The organism is Exiguobacterium sp. s191 (assembly GCF_018618955.1).
GTDB lineage: Bacteria > Bacillota > Bacilli > Exiguobacteriales > Exiguobacteriaceae > Exiguobacterium_A > Exiguobacterium_A abrahamii.
Map to the genome: position 1 here is coordinate 460357 of NZ_JACSNC010000001.1, position 22323 is coordinate 482679.

Genomic DNA, 22323 nt, shown 5'->3' on the forward strand with positions numbered 1-22323 from the left:
GCGAGATGTGTGGGGAATCGAGGTGCTATACTGAGAGCATCGAAGAGGTGATAAGACATGAAAAAAATAGTGACAGCTTTAGCAGGAATCGGTCTTGCCAGTGCTTGGTTCATCAACCGATACCCGGTGTTCGGGAAACGACCAAGCCGTGCAGAGCGGCGGAGTTTCGAACGATCAGACCGTTTTGTCGACGGGAAGTTCAAAAATGAGATGGATTTCCAGTTGAAGATGGAATGGGACTCGATGAAAAGTATCTTAAAGGATTACGGAAGAAACATTCCGAATCTGCGTCCTGTCAAAGCGTTACCGACGCTTCCGTATCAGCGACGTCAAGACGATAGCGAAACACCACGTGTCACATGGTTCGGGCATTCGGCATTTTTACTCGAACTCGATGGGCAAACGATTTTCTTTGACCCGATGCTCGGGCGCGCACCATCACCGTTCCCGAAGCTGGGCGGAGGACGTTTTCAAACGACGCAGACGGTTGATCTCGAACGTTTACCGTTGATTGATGTCGTCGTCTATTCGCATGATCATTATGATCATCTGGATTATCCATCCGTCCTCGCCTTGAAAAATCGAGTCGGTCGCTTCATCGTGCCGCTCGGTGTCGGGAGTCGTCTCCGTGGATGGGGCGTCTCAGCTGAGCGAATCACGGAACTCGACTGGCATGAATCGACACAAGTCGGTGGCATCAAACTGACAGCGGCTCCGTCGCGCCATTATTCAGGGCGAAATGGTCTTGATCAATTTTCAACGCTATGGGCGTCATGGGTCATCGAAGGCTCGCAAAAGGTCTTCTTTAGTGGCGATAGTGGATATGGTCCACACTTTAAAGCAATCGGCGAACAATATGGTCCGTTTGACCTGACGATGATGGAATGTGGGCAGTACGATGTCCGGTGGTCCAATTCGCATATGTTACCGGAACAAACGGTTCAAGCACATCGTGACGTCAAAGGTCGCGTCCTGATGCCAATTCACTGGTCTGCCTTCATCCTCGCGTTTCATGCATGGTTCGAGCCGGTCGAACGGTTGCTCAAGGAAGCGAAACGCGATGAGATTCCGGTTCTGACTCCGATGATTGGGGAGAGTGTGACACCCGAGAGCACTACACGAAAATGGTGGCGGGAAGTGCGTTGAGTAAAATAGCTTTTTGATTTTAATCGAATAAAATGAGAAAAAAGTAGCCTTTTCGATGTGACTCGAAAAGTCTACTTTTTTAGGTGAATAAACAGATGAGATGTTCATCCTCGACTCTTATAGAAAAGCGAGGATGATGACATCGTCCGGTCGTACAAAACCATTTAGCTCGCTAATCGATCAGCCTGTTTCGCGCGACGAGAGCGAACTTTTTCGATGATTTCGAAACCGAGCACAAGCATCGTACCGACGAGTAATCCGTTACTGAGGAACGGACGAAGTGTCAAAGGCAGGACTTCTGCGATGACGGTTGATTGTAACAAGATACTGATGCCGATGACAGCACTGATTGCAAACGCATGGCGGCGACGGCTATTCTCCATGTTACTTTCCGCAGACTGCCAAGCAATCAGGAACATGTGTGGCAATGTCGCAAGCAACGCGGCACTCGCGACGCTACGCGGTAATGTTGCGATAATACCGATCAAGCTTGGGAAGAAACCGATCAACGCGATGACGAGCGAGGCAATCAAGAACGGGCGACGTTTCCGGCTTCCCGTTTGCGCGATGAATCCGCTCGTAATGGGTAAAGGAACTGGCACCAGCGTCGAGAACGTAGCAGCGAGTAAATGAATGACACCTTCGATGGATAATCCTTGGTGCAGACGTCCTTGTTTTTGAAGCGTCGCTTCGACGGCGCTTAAAGCGGCAATTAAATTGACGACGAGCAAAATCGCGAACGGAATCGCGACAAGGAATGCACTGCCGTCAAACTGTGGCCATCCGAACGGTAACGCTTGCGGTGGTGCGAACAAACTAGACGATGCAGGAAGCGACGGACGGCTGACGAGCCAACCGACGATGATTCCGATCATCAAGGCAAACGGACGTAAGCGACTCGGTCCGAATTGGCTGAGTCCGAGTACGAGCAAGAACGTGATGATTCCGGCGAGACGTGTTGCCTCGACGGCAAGAACGGCACCGAGCATGACGCCTGTTAATTGAATACATAATAAGAGCAAAAATGTTCCGCTGACGAGCGGTGTGAAGACGGGTAGTAAGTATTTCGTCCATCCTGTCAAACCGAGAATGATGAGGACGACGCCGGCAATGACGACGGCTGCCATCGCGATCGTAAAGGCCGTTTTTGAATCGACCGGTAGTGCGGCGATGACGACGAAGATGCTGACCCATGATCCGGCAGGTCCCGATACGATCGGAAGCCGGTGGCCGAAGGCTCCGTGTAGGAAACAGGCGATCCCGCCTACAAAGAACGACCGTTGGACAAGGGCAGCAGTCTCAACTGATGAGAGGTCGAACAGACTGGCGACGACGATTGGTAAAGCAATCGTGTTCGCGAGTAAAAAGACGATCCACTGGAAGGTAGAAGTCGTTTGTTTCATGAAAAAGCTCCTTTCTTAAACTTCAGATATTCCTGCATCATAGCATATGATTGATGTTATGATTCATATATCTTTATACATGAAAACATATGAAAGAGATGATGAATATGGATTTACGCCAGTACCGCTATTTTTGTGCGGTCGTCGAGGAACAATCCGTCACGCGAGCAGCGGAGCGCTTACGGATGGCACAACCTGCCTTGACGCAGCAAATCCGGCGGATGGAAGAAGAGCTAGGCGTTCGTCTGATTGAGCGGGCAGGACGCGGGATCCGGATTACCCCAAGCGGCAACCGCTTATATGAACGAGCGGTTTCTTTGCTGCAGTTTGAACAGGAGACACGGATGGAAGTGAGCGACATCGAAGCCGGGCGAACGGGAATCTTGCGCATTGGTGTCAACACATTATCAGCCAGTCGGCTCGTCGAATGGATTGAACAGATGAAACGACGACATCCTGGCATTATCTTACAAGTCCACCAAGGAGAATCGAGTGCGCTCATCGAACGGTTGAAAGAGCGGTCGCTTGATGCAGCGTTCGTCCGTCTGCCGATTGATGCGCAAGGGATTTCGATTGAATGGATGGAAGAAGAACCGTTTCATCAAGTCTGGCACCCGGATCACCCGACTGCGGATCTCATCATTCCGAGTCAGGAAGGACTCGGTGTCTTTCAGACGTTAAGTCAAAGGCTCGGCGTCGTATCGCAAGAGACGTGTTCCGATGTCTTGACGCTGATTGGACTCGTCCGCAGTGGACAGGCGGTGACCGTTTTGCCGGAGAGTACGTTGCGGGAACTGGATATGACAGGACTGCACCAGACATATCTATCCGGTGCCGCGAGTACGACAGCCTTCGTCTGGTTGACGGAGACGGGACCGACGACACTGACAAAACAATTCATTGAAATCATGAAGGAAACAGCAGAATAATTAAATGGATAGGAAAGAAAGGAACGATCGTATGAAAACGATTCAAGGCACGTATGGGGAAGCGAAGATTTTCACGGATAACGTCGACGACCTGACGATTAAGCAAGTCACAGCTATGTTAGAGGAACAATTTGCGACAGACAGTCGCGTCCGGATCATGCCGGATTGCCATGCTGGAAAAGGATCTGTCATCGGAACGACGATGCATGTGACGGACGAGGTCGTACCGAACCTCGTCGGTGTTGATATCGGTTGTGGCATGTTATGTACACGACTTGCTGAACAAGAACCAATCGATTATGCGGAACTTGACGCGACGATTCAGCGTCTCGTTCCAAGTGGCATGTCGGTACGTCAAAAAGCCCATCCATTATCAGAACAGGTACCATTTGATCAAGTACTCGCACCGTTCAACGAGACACGGGCACGATTATCGATTGGTACGCTCGGTGGAGGAAATCACTTCATCGAACTGAATCAGGACGCGGCAGGCGAGCTTTATCTTGTGATTCATTCCGGAAGCCGAAATCTCGGGAAAACGATCGCTGAACATTATCAGGCAGAAGCGGAAACGACACGCTTCCAATTTGACGCGGATCAAGTTATCGGGGAATTAAAGCAAGCGGGGCGCGAGTCGGAGATTCAAGCCACCTTACAGCAATTGAAGGAAAAGCGGTCTACGTTTAACAAAGATTTAGCATCTGTTTCCGGCGAAGCGATGGAGCGCTATCTGCATGATCTCAAGATTGCGCAACGATACGCGGCACTGAACCGTCAGGCGATGACCGAAGTTATTTTTGAAGCGATGGGGTGGACGGCTGCGGATCAGTTCGATACGATTCACAACTACATCGATCTTGACGCGATGATTCTACGAAAAGGTGCCATCTCTGCAAAAGCCGGCGAGCGGGCAATCATTCCGATGAACATGCGTGATGGTTCCTTGATCGTCGTAGGAAAAGGAAATCCCGATTGGAACTATTCCGCGCCACACGGAGCAGGACGCATCATGTCGCGGTCAAAAGCATTCAAAACAGTTGAACTGGATGCGTTCGAAAAGACGATGACCGATGTCTGGTCAAGTTCAGTCGTCGCATCGACGCGTGACGAGTCGCCGTTCGTCTACAAACCGATGGACGAAATCATCCGTAATACGAAAGAAACGGTCGATGTCGTCGAGATCATTAAACCGCTATACAACTTTAAGGCGAAATGATGGAAGGGTATCAACAATGGAGGAGGATATTCTATGAACTATAAGGGAACTATGCTGATTCTGTTTTCAAGTGTGTTTTTATTCGCTGGATGCACGGATGAGGCGGTCACGACGGAACAGAAAAAAGTAGAAGTCAAAACTACTACGCATACGAATCAGACGAAACACCCCATCTTAAATCCAGTTCAGTATGAAAGGCTGTTCAAGCATATGAATGAACACTTGAAGATGGATCAGTTTCATTTGAAGGGAAGTACGATCGGTGCAGACTTCACGGCTGTCGACCAATCCTTGAGTTTTGGGAAGAGACGATGGTTAACGGTTGACGGAACGATTGACACGCCATCGACCCAGGAGACACTTTATTTTGAAAACCAAAAACAAGATACGCAGTTAGCGATTCATTTTGCGTATACGGATCGATACATAGGCAATGATTTGGTTCAGTATCAATCAAACGGTGATTACGGCGAGCTCCTCATCATCAGCTACAAAAATATCCTCATAACCGTGCAACACAATTCTTTACAGAAAGTTGATTCAGACACGACACAGGAAGCAGCAAAACAGGTGATCCAGGAATTAAAAAACGTTCCCGTCTAAAACGAGAACGTAAAGAAGATAACTCTGATTTGATTAGACTGCACCATCCGGTAATGTCTCACCTGTCCGGCGAATCGTCGCTCCGAGTTCAGCGGCGATCGCATTGACGGCTTCGGAATCTTCGTTGACTTCACTGATCAAGATGACACCGTAATGGTCAGGATTGATCTGATTCAGCGTCCGGTTGAATAAATCAAACGATTCCCGCTCGTTCTTCTCATCCCGATTCGCACCGATCAAGTAACCAGCAACGGAGCCGACGAGCATACCGAACGGACCTCCGACGACACCGATTGCCATGCCGATCAATGAGCCTTTGAAGGATTGGTCCTGCTGCGTGAAGTCGATGGCATCGATGAAAGAGAAGCCCTCTGCTTCGTCACGTTTTGCGAGAACCATCTGATCCATCTCGATTTCCTTGATTGCTTCGAGATCCTTAATCATCGCAAAGCCTGTTTTTGCTTTTTCTAAATCACTGAAAATGATTGTCGTAATGACGTGCGTTGCATCGCTTTTATATTTCGCCATAATAAACGCCTCCACAAGAATCGGATATCGTACTACACTTTTTAAGTACCCTGAACATTCTAAATGGAAACGCATGACTGGAAATATGAGAAAAACAGGACAACAGAATAATTTTCTAATATCGGCAATAAGTAAAACTTATCGAAAGTCTTTTGTTCTTTCAAATTGTAACGGAATCCATATTATACTATGATAGAACTGTACAAGTAAGCGGTATCAGGGGCTTGATGTCGTGAACACTTAAAGGGGGAATCACCATGAAGCAAACAGATGTGTCGCAAGATGTCTTTGGCGCACGCCGTTCGTTTGAAGCAAACGGTAAGAATTATCAGTACTATAGTCTTGAAAAATTGGAAGAACTCGGATTGACGGAAGTCAAACGTCTTCCATACTCGATTCGTGTCCTACTCGAGTCAGTACTTCGTCAACAAGATGGTCGTTCGATCACACGTGAACACGTCGAGAACTTGGCGAAATGGGGAACAGCTCAAGTTTCGAACGATGTCGATGTTCCGTTCAAACCGTCACGCGTTATCCTTCAGGATTTCACAGGTGTTCCAACGGTCGTTGACCTCGCGTCACTTCGTAAAGCCATGCAAGATCTCGGTGGAGACCCATCGGTCATCAACCCAGAAGTACCAGTCGACCTCGTCGTTGACCACTCGGTTCAAGTCGATGCTTACGGTTTTGCTGGAGCACTTGCAGAAAACATGGATCTCGAATTCGAACGTAACGAAGAGCGTTACAAATTACTTCGCTGGGCGACATCGGCATTCGATAACTACCGTGCCGTACCACCAGCAACAGGGATCGTCCACCAAGTTAACCTCGAGTACTTGGCATCTGTCGTCCTCGAAAAGGAAACAGCAGACGGTACAGTTGATGTGTACCCGGATACACTCGTCGGAACGGACTCACACACGACGATGATCAACGGTCTTGGCGTCCTCGGTTGGGGAGTCGGTGGGATCGAAGCGGAAGCGGGCATGCTCGGACAGCCATCGTTCTTCCCAGTACCAGAAGTCATCGGTGTACGCATCACAGGTGAGATGCACCCAGGAACGACAGCAACAGACGTTGCACTTCGTGTAACGGAAATGCTCCGTCAAGAGAACGTCGTCGGTAAATTCGTCGAGTTCTTCGGTCCATCACTCCACTTGATGTCATTATCTGACCGGGCAACAATCGCGAACATGGCGCCAGAATACGGTGCAACATGTGGATTCTTCCCAGTCGACACAGAAACATTGACGTACCTTCGTCTGACAGGTCGCGATGAAGAATTGATCGAAAAAGTCGAGAACTACTCGAAAGCAAACGGTTTGTTCTACACGCCACAAAACGAAGATCCAACATTCACGAAAACAGTTGAACTTGATCTTTCAACGATCGTTCCTGCCCTTGCTGGACCAAAACGTCCACAAGACCGGATCGATTTGACGGATGTTCATACATCATTCAAAAAAGCGTTGACGGCTCCACAAGGAAACGCTGGATTCGGCTTAGCGGAAGAAGAAGCGGACAAAGTCGCTGTCGTTCAGTTCGAAGACGAAGCAGTTGAAATGCGTACGGGTGACGTTGCAATCGCTGCGATCACGAGCTGTACGAACACATCAAACCCATACGTCATGATCGGTGCGGGACTCGTCGCGAAAAAAGCGATCGAACTCGGTCTTTCAGTTCCGAAATACGTCAAGACGTCACTTGCGCCAGGATCGAAGGTCGTTACGGATTACCTAGAGAAATCAGGACTCCAAACGTACCTTGACGAACTCGGCTTCAACACGGTCGGTTACGGCTGTACGACATGTATCGGGAACTCCGGTCCGCTCGACCGCGCTGTCGAAGACGCGATCCTCGGTTCAGACTTACTCGTTTCGTCTGTCCTCTCCGGTAACCGTAACTTCGAAGGTCGTGTCCACCCGCTTGTTAAAGCGAACTACTTGGCTTCACCGCCACTCGTCGTCGCGTATGCCCTTGCAGGAACAGTCGACGTCGATATCATGAACGCGTCACTCGGAACAGGCAAAGACGGACAAGAAGTCTTCTTCGCTGACATCTGGCCGTCACGTGATGAGATCCAAACGATCATCAACACGGTCGTCACACCAGAAAGCTTCCGTGCAGAATACGATTCAGTCTTCACAGGAAACGAACGTTGGAACAATCTTGACGTGCCAACAGGGGATCAGTACGACTTCGACGGTGAGTCGACGTACATCCAAAACCCACCGTTCTTCGAGAACTTGGCGAAGGAAGCTGGTCAAGTCGAAGCCCTCAACGGACTCCGTGTCTTCGGTAAGTTTGCTGATTCGGTTACAACGGACCACATCTCACCAGCGGGTTCATTCTCGAAAACGACACCAGCCGGTCAATACCTCGTCAACAAAGGGGTTGCACCAAAAGACTTCAACTCATACGGTTCACGTCGTGGTAACCACGAAATCATGATGCGCGGAACGTTCGCGAACATCCGCATCCGTAACCAAGTCGCACCAGGTACAGAAGGTGGCTTCACGACGTACTGGCCAACAGGCGAAACGATGGCGATGTACGATGCTGCGATGAAGTATAAAGAAGATGGCACAGGTCTCGTCATCCTTGCTGGTAAAGACTATGGTATGGGTTCTTCACGTGACTGGGCAGCAAAAGGAACGAACTTGCTCGGCGTCAAAGCCGTCATCGCGGAGAGCTTCGAGCGGATTCACCGTTCAAACCTCGTCATGATGGGTGTTCTTCCACTACAATACGTGGCAGGCACGACAGCTGAAACACTTGGTTTAACAGGTGAAGAAGCGATCAGCATCGCAATCGATGAGTCTGTTCGTCCACGTGACATCGTTAAAGTCACAGCGACAGCGGCAGATGGAAAAGTCACTGAATTCGAAGCGATTGCTCGTTTCGATTCAGAAGTCGACATCGATTACTACCGTCACGGCGGGATCCTTCCAATGGTCCTTCGTGAGCGTCTCCAACAAGCATAAGTTGTCTAATCAAAGGTGGGGGAAACCCCACCTTTTTTTGACGAGAGGAGGAAAAAGGTGAACCGATTCAAGAAGTGGTTTCAACCGAAGGAGGACGACCAGCCGTTGCCGATGCGTGACGTGACGCTTGATGAAGTCAAACAAGCGACGCATGCCTTTGAATCCGAACTACCGAAAGGGACGAATCGGACAGTGCTTCTAGATAATGAGCAACGCATCGACTTAAAGCAGTTGGAGCCGTATTTAAAGGTTCGTTCGACACAAGTGTTTTACATGTCGCGTGAGACATTCACCATCATGGAGGCAAAAGACCGGGAACTTGTCTATGAGATGGATCATGTCCAGGTTGCCGTCGATCGCTATTTTGACCGGGTGAAGAAACTTCCGTTGAAACCGTATAGCAAAACGTTCCAAGTCGACTGCGCGATGTTGTTTCAGGATGGCTATTTGCGTGAAATGCCGCATCATAGCTATTACTTGGTCGATGAGTCGATGATCGTCTCGCTGACGCCGAAGGAAGCATAAACGTAATCAAGGGTGGACCGAATTCATTCGGTTCGCCTTTTTTTGTCGTCCTGACCGTTTTCAGATTTGTTCAAAAGTCTGACGAATTTAGTCAGAAATCGTGAAATCTCGGACAAACCCTTTGTATTCTCCTTATAAAACCGATACGATGATAAGGAATAGAGACTTGAGCTAGGAAGGTGTACATGGCATGACGAAACGAACGAGCACGTGGATTGCAGTAGCAATCGTGGCAATGGCGATCCTCCTTGCCTACAATTTTTATCTCTTGAACAAGACGCAGACCGCAAGCGATGAAAAAGCCGCGACGGTCAAACCGTTTTATACGATGACACGCATCCAATATGTTGAGAAGAAGCTCGCGACGAAAAAAGATGAACTTGAATCACGCACGTATGAAGTCGTCTTTAATGACAAAGGTCATTTCCGGACAGAAGTCGTAGACGGTCCGTCAAAAGGATCGCTTGCGATCTGGAACGGGACGATGTTCCGTGAGTATGATGCGACAGGGAAGTTAGTCAATGAGACGAAAGCTGGCAAAAGTGTCAGTGCGCCGCGCCCATTCCTCTCACGTGGCTTCAACGAACAGATCCTCGCCTTCATCAACAAAGGTGACTTTGGACAAGTCGAAGGGGAAGCGGACATCGCCGGAATGGCAGCGGACGTGTATGTGAAAAAAGAACCGTCGAGCACGGTACCAGAAGAATGGATCAAACAATATCCATCGATCTTCGATAAAGAAAACAACCAAGAACAAGCAACGTATTATGTCGCTTCCGACCGTTCGAAAGTACTCGGTGCGGAGTCACGCAATAATGGTAAATTGTTCTACTCTGTCAAGATGAAGAGTTTTGAAACGATCGATACGTTCGATCCGGATTGGTTAAAAGCAAAATAAACAAGAAACGACCGGCGATGACGCTACGAAACGGTAGCGGACAAAGTCGGTTTTTTCGAGACGCAGGAGGTTCAACATGGAAGCATTCTCGAAAGAGGAGATGTTCAATCAAATCAAAGCGTGGGAAGAGGGCGCGAAGGTCGAGGAGGTGCTCGCCTTACGGTATGCTCAAAGTAGCCGGTTGCTTGGAGAGACGGAAGCACTCGTCCGTATCTTGGCGTTACTCGTCGAACATCGCTATATCATGACAGGACGACTGGATGCCTTAGCTGAGAGTTGGATGCAAGAAATCCGTCAGCATGGCCGCCTGCCAGCCCGTCTTGAGCAGTTGTTGACGGAACAACAATTACAAAGTACGTATCAGCGCCTTGTCGCGCATACGTTTCCGACGATTCGCGAGACGGACAATGCAAACGCCAAACGATCAGCGACGAAAGAACTGATCCTCCAAGCAAGTCAAATCGTTGAGGAGACGGAACAAATCGTCGAACTGACGGAACGACTGCGTCGGTTGGATGCCGGACGCTGGACGGAACTGTTCGAGGCTGGAACGGCATTACTGCGTTCAAGTGCCACGCTTGAACAGACAGCGCAGACATTCGTCGACAGCTTACAAGAGCGTTTCTATTCCCGGGAAGCGTTCCGCGAGATGACGGAACTGAAAGCGACGACGATCCAGGATCTCAAACGTGTCGTCGCTTTGCTCCCCGTCGAAAGCAAACAAGTCGAACGCTCAGCACTCGAGGAACTAGACGCGATGATTGGTCTCGAAGACATCAAACAACGGGTCCATCATATGTATCGCTTCTTAAAGTATCAACAGAAACGATCGGAAGATGGCTACCGTTCAAGCGATCAACCATCCCTACACATGATCTTCATGGGGAACCCCGGAACCGGAAAGACGACGCTTGCCCGTTTGATGGCAAAGATCTATCACGAGCTCGGATTACTCGAACGACCGGAAGTCGTCGAGACGGATCGTTCATCGCTTGTCGGTGCGTTCGTCGGTCAGACGGAAGAACAGGTCATGAGTAAAGTCCGCGAAGCCGTCGGAGGGGTGCTCTTCATCGATGAAGCCTATGCCTTAAAACGTGCCGGACAAAGTGGGAACGATTATGGTCAGGCAGCGATCGATACGCTCGTCGCAGCAATGACGAGTGGGGAATATGCAGGGCGATTTGCGGTCGTGCTTGCTGGATACCCAGAAGAGATGCGTGATTTCCTGAAGGCGAATCCTGGACTGCGGAGTCGTTTCCCGGAATCAAATCATTATCTACTCGCCGACTATACGGATCAGGAGCTGCTCGCCATCGGACGCTCGATCGCGACCGCTAACGATTATGTCTTGACGGAACAAGCGGAGCGGGCATTACTCGGACGGCTTGAGCGGGAACGCGTCGACGCCAGTTTCGGAAATGGACGCGCCGTCCGCAATATCGTCCTTGATGCGATCTTCAAAAAGGGATCAAGCCTTGGAGAGAGTGCCAGTCACGAAGACTTTGCCTTACTCGAACAAGAAGATTTCGAGATGGTACAAGAACCGGACGCAACCGTTGAGGAGCGGATTGCTTCGCTCGTCGGATTGTCTGATCTCAAAGATGAACTCAAACAGATTGAAGCTCTGTTATCGATGCAAAAACGTCGCCGGGAAGCTGGTTATAAAGTCTTACCGGTCGAACTACATGCGGTCTTTAGCGGCAATAGCGGAACCGGAAAGACGACCGTCGCGCAGCTCTATGCCGATGTCTTACGACAATGCGGTTATTTAAAACGGGGACACTTGAAAGTCGTCAGCCGGGCGGATCTTGTCTCTGGTTACGTCGGACAAACGGCGCAAAAGACGCGAGACGCAATTCGCGATGCGCTGGGTGGTGTCTTATTCATCGATGAAGCGTATGCGTTAAATGGTGGAGCGAACGACTTTGGAAAGGAAGCGATTGATACGCTCGTGGATGAGATGACGAAACATCAAGACAATCTCGTCGTCGTCCTTGCGGGTTACGAGCAACAGATGAACGCCTTGCTCGCAAGTAATCCAGGATTGAAATCACGCTTCAAACGGTCATTCCACTTCCCGAATTATTCGCCAGACGAGTTGATTCAAATCATTGAAGGATACGCGGCACGTTTCGGATACGAGCTGACGGAGGACGCACGATTGACGCTTACCGAGAAGATTGATGTCGTTCCGAACGGAAACGCACGAGCGGCGATCACGATCGTTGAACAGGCGATCGCGAAGCAGTCGATGCGATTAATTGACAAAGTTAGCTTGTCCGGTTCAGAATGGTCCTATCTTGAAAAAGAGGATTTTTAAGGGGGAAGCTACATGCACACGATTGAAATACCTGTCCGGTACGCCGAGACGGACATGATGGGCATCGTCTATCATTCAAACTATCTCGTCTATTTGGAACTCGCACGGACAGAATTGATCCAGTCCTTAGGTCTTGACTATAAGGAAATGGAAGATGCGGGATATGTCTCCCCGGTCACGAATGTCAATCTCGATTACAAACGCTCGTTGACGTACGGTGATACAGCGGTCGTCACAGTCTGGATTGATCATTACGATGGATTACGGACGATTTATGGTTATACGGTCAAACATCCGGACGGGAAGCTTGCAGTATCGGCGAAAACGACACACGTCGTCGTCAAGAAGGAAAACTTCCGACCGATTCGCTTGCCGAAGGTGTTCCCGAACTGGCACGAAATTTATGAGAAGATGAGCGAGACGGACGCAGCACTCTTAACGGAAGCGTGAAAAGATACATCACAGCGGGATCGATTTTTGAATCGGTTCCGCTTTTTTCTTTTTTCAGTCTGAACAGTAAAAGTTAGCACTTGGTACTAACGACCGATGACAAAGTCAGGATCATTTGCGAAAATAAAGAAGCTGAAGTAAGGTAGGGACTTACTCCATCTGTCGGAAGTAGACTCGACGGATGGAACGATTAGCGGTAACATAGAGAAGCATAAAAAGAAGAGGGGTCTTACTCATGAAAAAAATCGTAACCGTCAGTACGTTAGCGCTTCTCCTTGCAGGATGTAATCCTGGGGATCAACAAGCGGATGATACAACGAAAACGGAACAGAAATCAGATGAGACAAAACAATCAAACGACGAAACGAAAAAAGAAGACACAGCAAAAGACACGAACAAAGAAGAAACAAACAAAACAGAAGAAACAGCAAAAGACGATACGTCAGAAGAAGCAAAACAAGAAGACAATTCGTCTGATGCGGCAACGCAAGAAGATCAAGAATCTTCAGATGAGACGAAAAAAGAAGAAGAACAAAAAGACGATACACCAGCTTCAGAGAACAAGACGGAGGACAAAAAAGACGAATCGACGGATAAACCGGATAGTTCATCTCAGGATCCAGAACAAGAAAAACCGTCGAAACCAGAAGATGAGACACCGGACGTCGATAAATCAGCAGAAGCCAAAGCGGATTTATCACTTGGTAATCTTGTCGTCGTCAATAAAAAATACAGCTTGCCAATCGACTACAAACCATCAGATCTTGTCGTACCAAACGTCAGCTTCTCATACTCAGGTGTACTTGAGCAAAGCTACATGCGGGCGCCAGCTGCGAAACAGATGGAGAAGATGTTTGCCGCTGCTAAAAAAGAAGGCGTGACATTGAACGCTGTCAGTGGATTCCGTTCAGGCGAACGTCAAAAAGTATTGTATAATAATTATGTCGCACGTGATGGCAAGGCTGCTGCTGATCAATATTCAGCACGTCCTGGTCACAGTGAGCACCAGACGGGTCTCACTTTCGATATTTCGGCACCAAGCGTTGGTAACGGATTGACGGCTGCCCTTGGTGATACGAAAGAAGGAAAATGGATCGCGAATAACGCAGCGAAATATGGTTTCATCGTGCGCTACGATCGTGGCTTCCAATCACGGACAGGCTATACGTATGAGCCATGGCACATTCGTTATGTCGGTGTCGATGTCGCGACACAAATTAAAAATAACGGACAGACTCTTGAGGAATATATGAAAGTCGGTCACTAAGAGGTTGGAGGTTGACTATGATTGAAATCATAGGGATTTTAGTTCTTGGCTATCTGCTTGGTTCGATACCGTTCGCACTTCTTGTCGGGAAGTGGGGACATGGGATGGATATTCGCCAACACGGTAGCGGGAATCTCGGAACGACGAATACGTTCCGTGTCTTGGGAAAAAAGGCGGGAATCATCGTATTAATCGGTGATTTCGGAAAAGGAGCCGTCGCAAGTCTCGTTCCAATCTTGATGGGAGCAGATATACATCCGTTGTTTGCTGGACTAGCAGCTGTCATCGGTCACATCTATCCGATCTTCGCGAAGTTCAAAGGCGGAAAGGCAGTTGCGACGTCCGGAGGGATGTTGCTCGTGACGAGCCCTGTTCTGTTCATCTTCCTGCTCGTTTCCTTTTTGACGACACTTCGTCTGAGCCGGATGGTGTCGCTCAGTTCAATCGTGGCAGCAAGTGTCGGAATCGTTGTTTCCATCACGATTGGTGTCTTGACGAACGACTGGATTGTTCCGACGCTCTTTACGGTTCTTGCCTTGTTCGTCATCTTCAAGCACCGCGAGAACATCCAACGGATTCGCCAAGGTACAGAGTCTAAGATTCCACTCTTTGCAAAGAAACCGTCTGAATGAGTCATTAAGACGCATCTCCATCTCGTTCATTGAGATGCGGATGCGTCTTTTGTTTGTGGAAAAAGTCGGATAACGGACGAATTCAACGACATTTCATAGGAACTACACGTTTATTTACATCGGATTTACAAGACCTTTACAGACGTTCGATACACTAGAACTAGAACTTGTCTGTGAAGGGGGAAGCGCACGTGTCGTTGTTAGGAGAAGAGCGGAAATCACGCATCATGGAATGGCTGGAAGAGGAAGGGAAAGTCATGACGAAGGATTTGATCGAACGTCTCGATGTCTCGGGAGAAACGGTACGACGCTACTTAGAGGAGCTCGAACGGGAACGGCAGTTGAAGCGCGTCTATGGCGGTGCCATCTATCAAGGAGGAAAACGAGAAACACCGATCTCGCGTCGGACGGATCAGTTGTCTCGCCGTTTAGCGCGTTATGCGAAAGGATGGCTCAGCGATTATTCCTGTATCTTTCTTGGTCGAGGCGAGCCGGTCGAGCATCTGTTGCCGTATTTAACGGGGAACGCGACGATCGTCACGAACTCACTAGTGGTCGCTAGTCACTTGGAGCAGTGCCGCAAGACGGGACCGTTCAAAGGTGAAATTCGGTTACTTGGTGGGACGGTCGATGCCTATGGGCAGACGGTCGGAGTCGAAGTCTTGCAGGCGCTCGATGCCTACGCTTTTGATGCTTGTTTTCTATCGTTTGACGGTGCCGAAATCGAGCGTGGCTTCGTCAGCGATGATATTGAATCCTCGCTGATTCAAAAAGCCGTCATCAGTTGTACGAAAGACGTTTATGCCTTCTTGGCGAATGATGAATTCCAAGGCAATCGTAAATATAAGGTGGCAGAGTTCCGACGTGCGAAGATCGTCCTCAGTCCAGCTTCCTATCCACCATCGTGGGAGATGAAACTGTTCAACGAACGCGTGAACTGGATGGTCGTCTCATGATACACTGATGCGGGAGGGATGTATCATGTTAGAAATCATCGCATCGACCGTAGAAGAAGCGGTCGCAGCAGAACAAGCCGGAGCGGACCGGATCGAGCTCGTTTCCGCATTATCCGAAGGTGGGTTGACGCCGAGCTATGGACTGATTCGTCAAGTCGTCTCGACGGTCGAGATTCCAGTTCACGTCCTCGTTCGACCACATAGTAAGTCGTTCGTCTATTCGAAATCAGACGAAGAGACGATCATCACGGATATCGACTTGATCCGAGAACTCGGTGCTGCCGGGATCGTCGTCGGCTCATTGACCGCAGACGGTCGCGTCGACGAAGGCTTCCTTGGTCGAATCATCAAACATAAAGGGGAACTGTCATTGACGTTCCACCGAGCAATCGACAGTAGTCGCGATATTCTCGAAGCGGCAGAAGTGCTCGCTGATTTTCCAGAAGTCGACCGGATCTTGACGTCGGGTGGTCAAGCGACGGCGTTAGAAGGAAAAGAGACAATCGCGCGCTTGATCGAGGACCATCCGGACTTGATTATCTTACCAGGTTCCGGGATTACGCTTGAGAATGCGGAAACGCTTCTCAAAGCGACGAAGGCATCGGAACTACATGTGGGTTCCGCTGTCTTACAAGACGGTATCATTCAAAAAGAACGTGTTGAGGCATTGACGCGACTTCTGCGCTAATCCTATACCGCACGAATCCATTTTTCAAATCTTATGAGATGAGAGAAATGGATTTTTTTGTATGTGTTCGTGACGGATTTTCGACGATTCCGTGACGCGTTTGAAAAGCAGAGCGGGATAACTAGGTTTTTCAACGGGACTACGCTAGAATCAAAGATGGAAATAGTGGAAATGAAGGAGTACGACATGAACCCTAAACAATTAAAACAAGACGCCCTTGGTACACTAAAAGGACGTTGGCTGGTCGGGCTAAGCATCTCGATCATCTACTTCCTTATCTTTGCGCTTGCAGCAAGCCGGATGTCCTTTGACCAAGATGACATCGACAGCATGGTCCGTTTCATCGGACTGAACATGGTCGTAACGATCGTGCTTGCTCCGGTGACGGTTGGACGAACGATTGCTTACTTACGCTTCACACGCGGGGAGTCTGCCGGTATCGGAACGTTATTCGAAGGATTTTCTTCGTTTCGACGTGCTTTTCGAACGATTGCTGCGTATGCAATCGTGACGATATTGGTCTATGTCGGATCATTTTTGATCTTACCGGCATTGTACTTTTATCTAGCGTATCGCCTCGTCCCGTACATTTTGGTCGACCGACCGGAATTGTCGTTTTGGCAAGTCCTCGGTGAGAGTCGTCGGATGATGAAAGGGCATAAGCGTGAATTGGTCATGCTTTACTTGAGTTTCATCGGCTGGGGTATCCTCGCACTACTTAGTACTGTGGGTGTCATCTTCTTGACGCCGTATTTCGATACGACGATGGCACACTTCTATGAACGCTTGAAACCAACACGTCAATCATCCGTCGAGGGATGAACGAAAAAAGCCTGTACATTACGTCAGTAGACGTAGCGTACAGGCTTTTGCTTATTCTACCGAAGCGCGTGAACGTTCGGCGAGCAACAGATAAAGCGCTTGTGTACCGGAATCGGCGTGACCCAGCTCAGCAAGTTGTTCATATAAATCCTTCGTCAGTGCGAGACCAGGTGTCGCGATGCCCATCTCAGCTCCTCGCTCAAGGGCAAGGCGCATATCCTTGATGAAGTGTTTGACGAAGAAACCAGGTGAGTAGTTTTCAGCGATGACGCGCGGAATCAAGTTCTCAAGACTCCAGCTACCGGCAGAACCAGATTTGATCGTCTCGATGAATTGTGTCGGATCAATCCCGGACCGCGTGACGAACAACAGCATCTCCGCTGTTCCAATCATCGAGCCGGCAATTGCGATTTGGTTCGCGAGTTTCGCCGATTGTCCTTTACCAGGACCACCGAAGAGTGAAATCGATTTTCCCATCGCTTCGAATAATGGCTTCGCTTGCGCGAACGCTGCTTCTTCACCACCGACGAGAATGGCGAGTGTCCCGTTCTTCGCACCGAGGTCACCACCTGTGACAGGTGCGTCCAGTGCCTGAAGACCGCGTGCTGTCGCTTCCTGCGCGATGCGTTCTGCAAGAGCCGGACTGGATGTCGTCATGTCAATCAGAATCGTTCCGGGTGTCGCATGGTCGAGGATTCCGTCTTCGAAGTAGATCTGCTCGACGTCTTGCGGATAACCGACGATCGAGATGACGACGTCGACATCCGTGACGACGTCTTGAATCGTATCGACGATTTCGACACCATCTGCTTCAAGGACAAGTCCTTTTTCTTTCGTACGATTGTATCCTTTGACTGTAAAACCTGCCTTGCGCAGATTGCGGACCATGCCTTGTCCCATGACACCTAATCCGATGAAACCGACTGTCTTCATACGTGATTCCCCCTTGCACGTTCCGTGCCGATGAATTGTTGCGTTACGAGCTTATTATACAATGGATTGTCGACGACAAGACGATCATGTGTCCCAATGCCGGAAATCCGACCATCTTCAAGGACGATGATTTGATCGGCATGACGAACTGTCGCGAGACGATGGGCGATGACGAACGTCGTCCGTCCGACCATCAATCGCTCGAGTGCTTCCTGAACGACCCGCTCTGACTCGGAGTCGAGGCTTGACGTGGCTTCATCCAGCAATAGAATTTCCGGATCACGGAGGAGTGCACGTGCGATTGCAATCCGTTGGCGTTGACCACCGGACAACTTGACACCCCGTTCTCCGATTTCAGTTGCATACCCCTCCGGAAAACGTTCAATGAACGTATCGGCATTCGCCATCCGTGCAGCCTCACGGATTTTGTCTTCACTGACGTCTTCCGCAAGACCGTAGATGAGATTGTCACGGATCGTTCCCGATAAAACAGGTGAGTCTTGCGCAACATAACCGATCGCTTGGCGCCAAGACGATAACGTCAAATCAGTGATGGATTGATCTCCGAGTCGGATCTGACCGGACGTCGGTTGATAGAATCGCTCAAGTATCGCGAATAATGTCGTCTTCCCGGATCCACTCGGACCAACGATCGCTGTCGTCTTGCCGCGTGGTAACGTAAAGCTGACATTCTGGAGGATGGGCGTCTCATTGTATCCGAATGACAGGTGATCGACCGTGACGTCCGTGAACGGACGCGGCGCAACAAGCGCTCCAGGTGCTTCCGGTGTCTCATCGAGCAGCTCGATGATTCGCTCTGTCGCCCCACGTGCTTTCTGCAACTTCGTGATGAATTCAGTCATCGTCACGAGCGGCGTCATGATTTGGAACAAATAGAGTGAGAAGGCGACGAGTTCACCTGCTGTGATCTGGTTCGTCGCGACGCGGTAGGCACCAAAGCCGATGATCAAGATCAACATCGTCGTCAAGGTGACGTTAAAGATCGGCAACAAGAGGGCTTGGATTCGTCCTTCCTTGACGCCATAGCCATAAAGATTCTCGATGCGAGTTTTCCCACGGTTCAACTCATAGGGTTCTGTTGCTTGTGATTTGACGAGTCGGACTTCGCCGAGCATCTCGGCAAAAAAACCGGATAATCCTGCGAGTTCCTTCTGAGTCTCACGGGATATCTTATGCAGCTTCCGCACGAGCGGGATGATGATTAGTAGCGTCACGGGTACAGCGATGACCATGACGAGTGTCATCTGCCAGTCGAGGAAGAACAGAATCGTGATCGCTCCGATGATCGAGACGAGTGATGTCAGCAGGCGGACGAGTTGCTCCGACAGCAATTGCTGGAGTGTCGTAGCGTCACTGTTGAGTCGGGAGACGAGCTCGCCAGATTTCGTCTCATCATAGAACGGAATCGACAAGGTCAACAGGTGTTTCCATAGGAGCGTCCGCAAATTAGCGACGATTCGTTGACCGACGATCTGTAACCAATAGATGGATAAAGCATTCGCGACGACTTGGACGACGAAGACGATCACAAATAAACTGATCAGCTGCGGAGTCAGTCGATCGACTGTAAAACCGTCAATCAACGTCTTTAAGAACCAAGGAATGGCGAGGGCAGCCAGCGCTTGGATGACGGAGACGGAAACAGCGGCGGATAATAATCCGACCGGGGGTTTCGTTTTTTTCAATAACAGGTAAAAAGATTGGAACGTCGCAGCGTTCATTTCAACACATCCTCTCTTTTCCATTGTCCGAAAGAACGAAGAAACGGTCAAATGGGAAACGCGACTTGACAAGAAATCTTTTGGTTTGTGACACTGATAGTGGAACCAACAAGGGAGGATACAGATGTCTATTTTCGTAGATGCGGACGGATGTCCCGTTGTCGATCTCGTCATTCGACACCGACAGGGACGTGACGTCTTTTTAGTTTGTGATACAGCACACCAGATGATGCGGGAGGGGGCGACGACGATCACGGTCGGACAAGGACCAGATGCCGTCGATTACGCGATCGTCAATCGGATGAAACGTGGTGATCTCGTCGTGACGCAAGACTACGGTCTAGCAGCACTCGTCTTAGCGCGAGGAGGACTCGCAATCGACCAAAATGGTCGTCAGTTTACGAACGAGAATATTGATCTATTGCTTCATACACGCCATGTCGGACAACAAATTCGACGAGCGGGTGGACGGACGAAAGGACCGAAAAAACGGACGCGCGATGCGGATCGGGCATTTGAAGAGGCATTTCGTGCATTAGTGCAAACCAGCATATAAGGAAGACAGTACTCGAACTGTCGATCAAATAGGGACCATGCTATAATTTGTAACAGGAATGCATTCAGAAAGGAGGATACACGTTGAAACGAATCTTACGCGACCACTCGAAGGACCGTCCTTACCGATTGCGCCAAGGAACGGTTCCGGCATCAGCTGAGGCACGACTCACATCACTCGATCAACGTGAAATCAATCGATTACAACAGAATTTACGGGAAGTCGAACTGAAATTGAAGCAACGCAATGAGATCATGGAAGCGTTAGCGACGCAAAATGTCGAAGCGGCCTGTGAGACCGTCCTGACGATCCTGTTGCAACTGCTCGATGTAAAAGAAGGTGCCATCCTCTTGTACCGTCGTGAACAGTTGAATCATTTCGTCGCGCAAGGCATCGACGAGATGGAGCTGATCGAAAAAGATCTCGATCAATATTCGGTCTTACGTCGGGCGTTCGTCATGCGTAAATCGGTTCAATTACCGATTGGCGATCAGTTCGAATCGGCGATTCCCGTCCAATCTCCAAGTAATGGACAAGTCGTCGGGTTACTTTATATTCGTCATGCTTTTCCTCAGTTCAATCTAGAGCAAGTCGGGGACTTACTTGATTTATCACGAAAACTCGGAATGACGCTTGAGCGCCATCTCCTGTTTCATCAGATGGAGCATGAAAAGATCAAGACGTATCAGCTCCTCGACTCGATTCGGGAAGCTGTCCTATACATCGAGAGTAGTGGGGAACAGATCTATGCGAACCAAGCCTTGTTGAACATGTTTCCACCGAAGCTCGTCAATCAGGCGCAAGGATTCCGCCACGCCTACGAACGGGCGACGTCGTTGTTTGAACATGTCGATCAGCCAGACGCACTCCATGACTACATCGGTCAACTAATGAATGGAGATATTCCGGGAGAAACGATCGAACTATCAGCGTTTCGAGGGAACTTGCTTCTCAGTGCTTACGCCGAGCGGATTGCGATCGCAAACGTCGAGTGGGGCATGATGCTCGTCTTACGGGACGTGACGAAAGATAAGGAACTTGATCTCAAGCAGGCAGAATTCGTCTCGATCGTGTCGCACGAGTTGCGGACACCGCTCTCTTCCATCATGGGCTTCACGGAATTATTGATGAAACGAGAAGTGGATCCGAAGCGCCAAAAGCGATATTTGCAGACGATACATTCAGAAACCGTTCGTTTGGCGGAATTGATCAATGACATCCTGGAAATTCAAAAAGGAGAAGACTCGACGCATGGGACGCAAAAAGAACCGCTTGATGTGAAACAATTGATGTTTGAGATGAAACCGATGTTTGATCTCGCGAGTCGCGCGCATCGCATCAGTGTCCAGTTCGATCCAGGCTCCTATACGATTTCAGCAAGCAGTGAAAAGATGAAACAGCTGTTCACGAACTTGATCATGAACGCGATTAAATATTCGCCTGAAGGTGGGGCAATCCGGATCAAAGGGTCAAACCAGTCGGATCAACTACGGATTGAGATATCGGACGAAGGGCTTGGGATTCCAGAAAAAGCGCTCCCTTACATCTTTGATAAATTTTACCGAGCAGATAACTCGGATACACGTAAAATCGGTGGAACCGGCTTAGGGCTCGCGATTTGTCGCATGATCGTGCTTGATCATGGTGGAGCGATTTCCGTCCAATCAACGGAAGGAGAGGGCAGTACCTTCATCATTCAACTCCCGCTCGACGCATGACCGACAA

Annotated in this window: 20 protein-coding genes; 16 read left to right on the forward strand and 4 right to left on the reverse strand. The window is 49.5% G+C overall.

Going from position 1 to position 22323, the window contains the following annotated elements:
- Positions 1-57 precede the first annotated feature (57 nt).
- Positions 58-1146, forward strand: coding sequence for an MBL fold metallo-hydrolase (locus KNQ09_RS02350; protein WP_214724584.1), 1089 nt, complete (start codon positions 58-60; stop codon positions 1144-1146).
- A gap of 164 nt (positions 1147-1310) precedes the next feature.
- On the opposite strand, the gene KNQ09_RS02355 is transcribed toward KNQ09_RS02350, so the two are convergent.
- Complete coding sequence (locus KNQ09_RS02355) at positions 1311-2549, reverse strand: purine/pyrimidine permease (protein ID WP_149427056.1); 1239 nt, start codon at positions 2547-2549, stop codon at positions 1311-1313.
- 107 nt (positions 2550-2656) lie between these two features.
- On the opposite strand from KNQ09_RS02355, the gene KNQ09_RS02360 reads away from it, so the two are divergent.
- From KNQ09_RS02360 to KNQ09_RS02370, 3 genes are read left to right on the forward strand one after another with little or no spacing between them, the layout of a single operon-like run.
- Positions 2657-3478, forward strand: coding sequence for a LysR family transcriptional regulator (locus KNQ09_RS02360; RefSeq protein ID WP_214857208.1), 822 nt, complete (start codon positions 2657-2659; stop codon positions 3476-3478).
- A 31-nt stretch (positions 3479-3509) separates the two neighbouring features.
- Complete coding sequence (locus tag KNQ09_RS02365; protein WP_064300188.1) at positions 3510-4694, forward strand: RtcB family protein; 1185 nt, start codon at positions 3510-3512, stop codon at positions 4692-4694.
- Positions 4695-4727: 33 nt separating this feature from the next.
- Positions 4728-5297, forward strand: a complete 570-nt coding sequence (locus KNQ09_RS02370; protein WP_214857210.1) for a hypothetical protein — start codon at positions 4728-4730, stop codon at positions 5295-5297.
- A gap of 33 nt (positions 5298-5330) precedes the next feature.
- On the opposite strand, the gene KNQ09_RS02375 is transcribed toward KNQ09_RS02370, so the two are convergent.
- A complete protein-coding gene (locus KNQ09_RS02375; RefSeq protein WP_050678322.1) occupies positions 5331-5825 on the reverse strand; it encodes a hypothetical protein in 495 nt (164 codons plus the stop codon).
- Between the two features lie 257 nt (positions 5826-6082).
- Here KNQ09_RS02375 and acnA point away from each other — a divergent pair, with 257 nt between their 5' ends.
- The 10 genes from acnA (at position 6083) to KNQ09_RS02425 (ending at position 17367) form a co-directional block, all read left to right on the forward strand.
- Complete coding sequence (gene acnA, locus KNQ09_RS02380; protein WP_064300185.1) at positions 6083-8809, forward strand: aconitate hydratase AcnA; 2727 nt, start codon at positions 6083-6085, stop codon at positions 8807-8809.
- A 57-nt stretch (positions 8810-8866) separates the two neighbouring features.
- On the forward strand, positions 8867-9334 hold the full coding sequence (locus KNQ09_RS02385; RefSeq protein WP_133208052.1) for a DUF3939 domain-containing protein: 468 nt from the start codon (positions 8867-8869) through the stop codon (positions 9332-9334).
- Between the two features lie 190 nt (positions 9335-9524).
- Positions 9525-10232 (forward strand): hypothetical protein, encoded by a 708-nt coding sequence (locus tag KNQ09_RS02390; RefSeq protein WP_029341277.1) that lies wholly within the window; start codon positions 9525-9527, stop codon positions 10230-10232.
- A gap of 76 nt (positions 10233-10308) precedes the next feature.
- Positions 10309-12552 (forward strand): AAA family ATPase, encoded by a 2244-nt coding sequence (locus KNQ09_RS02395; protein WP_023467800.1) that lies wholly within the window; start codon positions 10309-10311, stop codon positions 12550-12552.
- Positions 12553-12564: 12 nt separating this feature from the next.
- On the forward strand, positions 12565-13002 hold the full coding sequence (locus tag KNQ09_RS02400; protein WP_023467801.1) for an acyl-CoA thioesterase: 438 nt from the start codon (positions 12565-12567) through the stop codon (positions 13000-13002).
- A gap of 235 nt (positions 13003-13237) precedes the next feature.
- Positions 13238-14269, forward strand: a complete 1032-nt coding sequence (locus tag KNQ09_RS02405) for a M15 family metallopeptidase (RefSeq protein WP_214857212.1) — start codon at positions 13238-13240, stop codon at positions 14267-14269.
- 17 nt (positions 14270-14286) lie between these two features.
- Positions 14287-14901 carry a glycerol-3-phosphate 1-O-acyltransferase PlsY gene (gene plsY, locus KNQ09_RS02410; protein WP_214857214.1) on the forward strand — a complete coding sequence of 205 codons (615 nt, stop codon included), beginning with the start codon at positions 14287-14289 and terminating at the stop codon, positions 14899-14901.
- A 191-nt stretch (positions 14902-15092) separates the two neighbouring features.
- Positions 15093-15857 carry a DeoR/GlpR family DNA-binding transcription regulator gene (locus tag KNQ09_RS02415; RefSeq protein WP_047391234.1) on the forward strand — a complete coding sequence of 255 codons (765 nt, stop codon included), beginning with the start codon at positions 15093-15095 and terminating at the stop codon, positions 15855-15857.
- Positions 15858-15882: 25 nt separating this feature from the next.
- On the forward strand, positions 15883-16545 hold the full coding sequence (locus tag KNQ09_RS02420; RefSeq protein ID WP_064300181.1) for a copper homeostasis protein CutC: 663 nt from the start codon (positions 15883-15885) through the stop codon (positions 16543-16545).
- Between the two features lie 156 nt (positions 16546-16701).
- Positions 16702-17367: a DUF975 family protein gene (locus KNQ09_RS02425; RefSeq protein ID WP_251138073.1), complete on the forward strand. Its 666-nt coding sequence runs from the start codon at positions 16702-16704 to the stop codon at positions 17365-17367.
- Positions 17368-17418: 51 nt separating this feature from the next.
- Here the strand turns inward: KNQ09_RS02425 and KNQ09_RS02430 are convergent, their stop codons facing one another.
- Together KNQ09_RS02430 and KNQ09_RS02435 are read right to left on the reverse strand one after the other, a co-directional pair.
- On the reverse strand, positions 17419-18300 hold the full coding sequence (locus KNQ09_RS02430) for an NAD(P)-dependent oxidoreductase (protein WP_214857215.1): 882 nt from the start codon (positions 18298-18300) through the stop codon (positions 17419-17421).
- Complete coding sequence (locus tag KNQ09_RS02435; RefSeq protein ID WP_214857216.1) at positions 18297-20042, reverse strand: ABC transporter ATP-binding protein; 1746 nt, start codon at positions 20040-20042, stop codon at positions 18297-18299. The genes KNQ09_RS02430 and KNQ09_RS02435 overlap by 4 nt, the downstream gene beginning before the upstream one ends.
- 124 nt (positions 20043-20166) lie before the next feature.
- Here KNQ09_RS02435 and KNQ09_RS02440 point away from each other — a divergent pair, with 124 nt between their 5' ends.
- Entirely contained in the window at positions 20167-20598 is a 432-nt protein-coding gene (locus KNQ09_RS02440) for a YaiI/YqxD family protein (protein WP_058265220.1), read from the forward strand.
- 83 nt (positions 20599-20681) lie between these two features.
- Positions 20682-22316, forward strand: coding sequence for an ATP-binding protein (locus tag KNQ09_RS02445; RefSeq protein WP_231681779.1), 1635 nt, complete (start codon positions 20682-20684; stop codon positions 22314-22316).
- Positions 22317-22323 lie beyond the last annotated feature (7 nt).

Coding starts and splice junctions, on each gene's coding strand:
- KNQ09_RS02390 (WP_029341277.1), top strand. CDS start 9,525: ATGACGAAACGAACGAGCACGTGGATTGCAGTAGCAATCGTGGCAATG.
- KNQ09_RS02400 (WP_023467801.1), top strand. CDS start 12,565: ATGCACACGATTGAAATACCTGTCCGGTACGCCGAGACGGACATGATG.
- KNQ09_RS02375 (WP_050678322.1), bottom strand. CDS start 5,825: ATGGCGAAATATAAAAGCGATGCAACGCACGTCATTACGACAATCATT.
- KNQ09_RS02370 (WP_214857210.1), top strand. CDS start 4,728: ATGAACTATAAGGGAACTATGCTGATTCTGTTTTCAAGTGTGTTTTTA.
- KNQ09_RS02440 (WP_058265220.1), top strand. CDS start 20,167: ATGTCTATTTTCGTAGATGCGGACGGATGTCCCGTTGTCGATCTCGTC.
- KNQ09_RS02350 (WP_214724584.1), top strand. CDS start 58: ATGAAAAAAATAGTGACAGCTTTAGCAGGAATCGGTCTTGCCAGTGCT.
- KNQ09_RS02405 (WP_214857212.1), top strand. CDS start 13,238: ATGAAAAAAATCGTAACCGTCAGTACGTTAGCGCTTCTCCTTGCAGGA.
- KNQ09_RS02430 (WP_214857215.1), bottom strand. CDS start 18,300: ATGAAGACAGTCGGTTTCATCGGATTAGGTGTCATGGGACAAGGCATG.
- KNQ09_RS02395 (WP_023467800.1), top strand. CDS start 10,309: ATGGAAGCATTCTCGAAAGAGGAGATGTTCAATCAAATCAAAGCGTGG.
- plsY (WP_214857214.1), top strand. CDS start 14,287: ATGATTGAAATCATAGGGATTTTAGTTCTTGGCTATCTGCTTGGTTCG.
- KNQ09_RS02425 (WP_251138073.1), top strand. CDS start 16,702: ATGGAAATAGTGGAAATGAAGGAGTACGACATGAACCCTAAACAATTA.
- KNQ09_RS02435 (WP_214857216.1), bottom strand. CDS start 20,042: ATGAACGCTGCGACGTTCCAATCTTTTTACCTGTTATTGAAAAAAACG.
- KNQ09_RS02355 (WP_149427056.1), bottom strand. CDS start 2,549: ATGAAACAAACGACTTCTACCTTCCAGTGGATCGTCTTTTTACTCGCG.
- KNQ09_RS02360 (WP_214857208.1), top strand. CDS start 2,657: ATGGATTTACGCCAGTACCGCTATTTTTGTGCGGTCGTCGAGGAACAA.
- acnA (WP_064300185.1), top strand. CDS start 6,083: ATGAAGCAAACAGATGTGTCGCAAGATGTCTTTGGCGCACGCCGTTCG.
- KNQ09_RS02420 (WP_064300181.1), top strand. CDS start 15,883: ATGTTAGAAATCATCGCATCGACCGTAGAAGAAGCGGTCGCAGCAGAA.
- KNQ09_RS02365 (WP_064300188.1), top strand. CDS start 3,510: ATGAAAACGATTCAAGGCACGTATGGGGAAGCGAAGATTTTCACGGAT.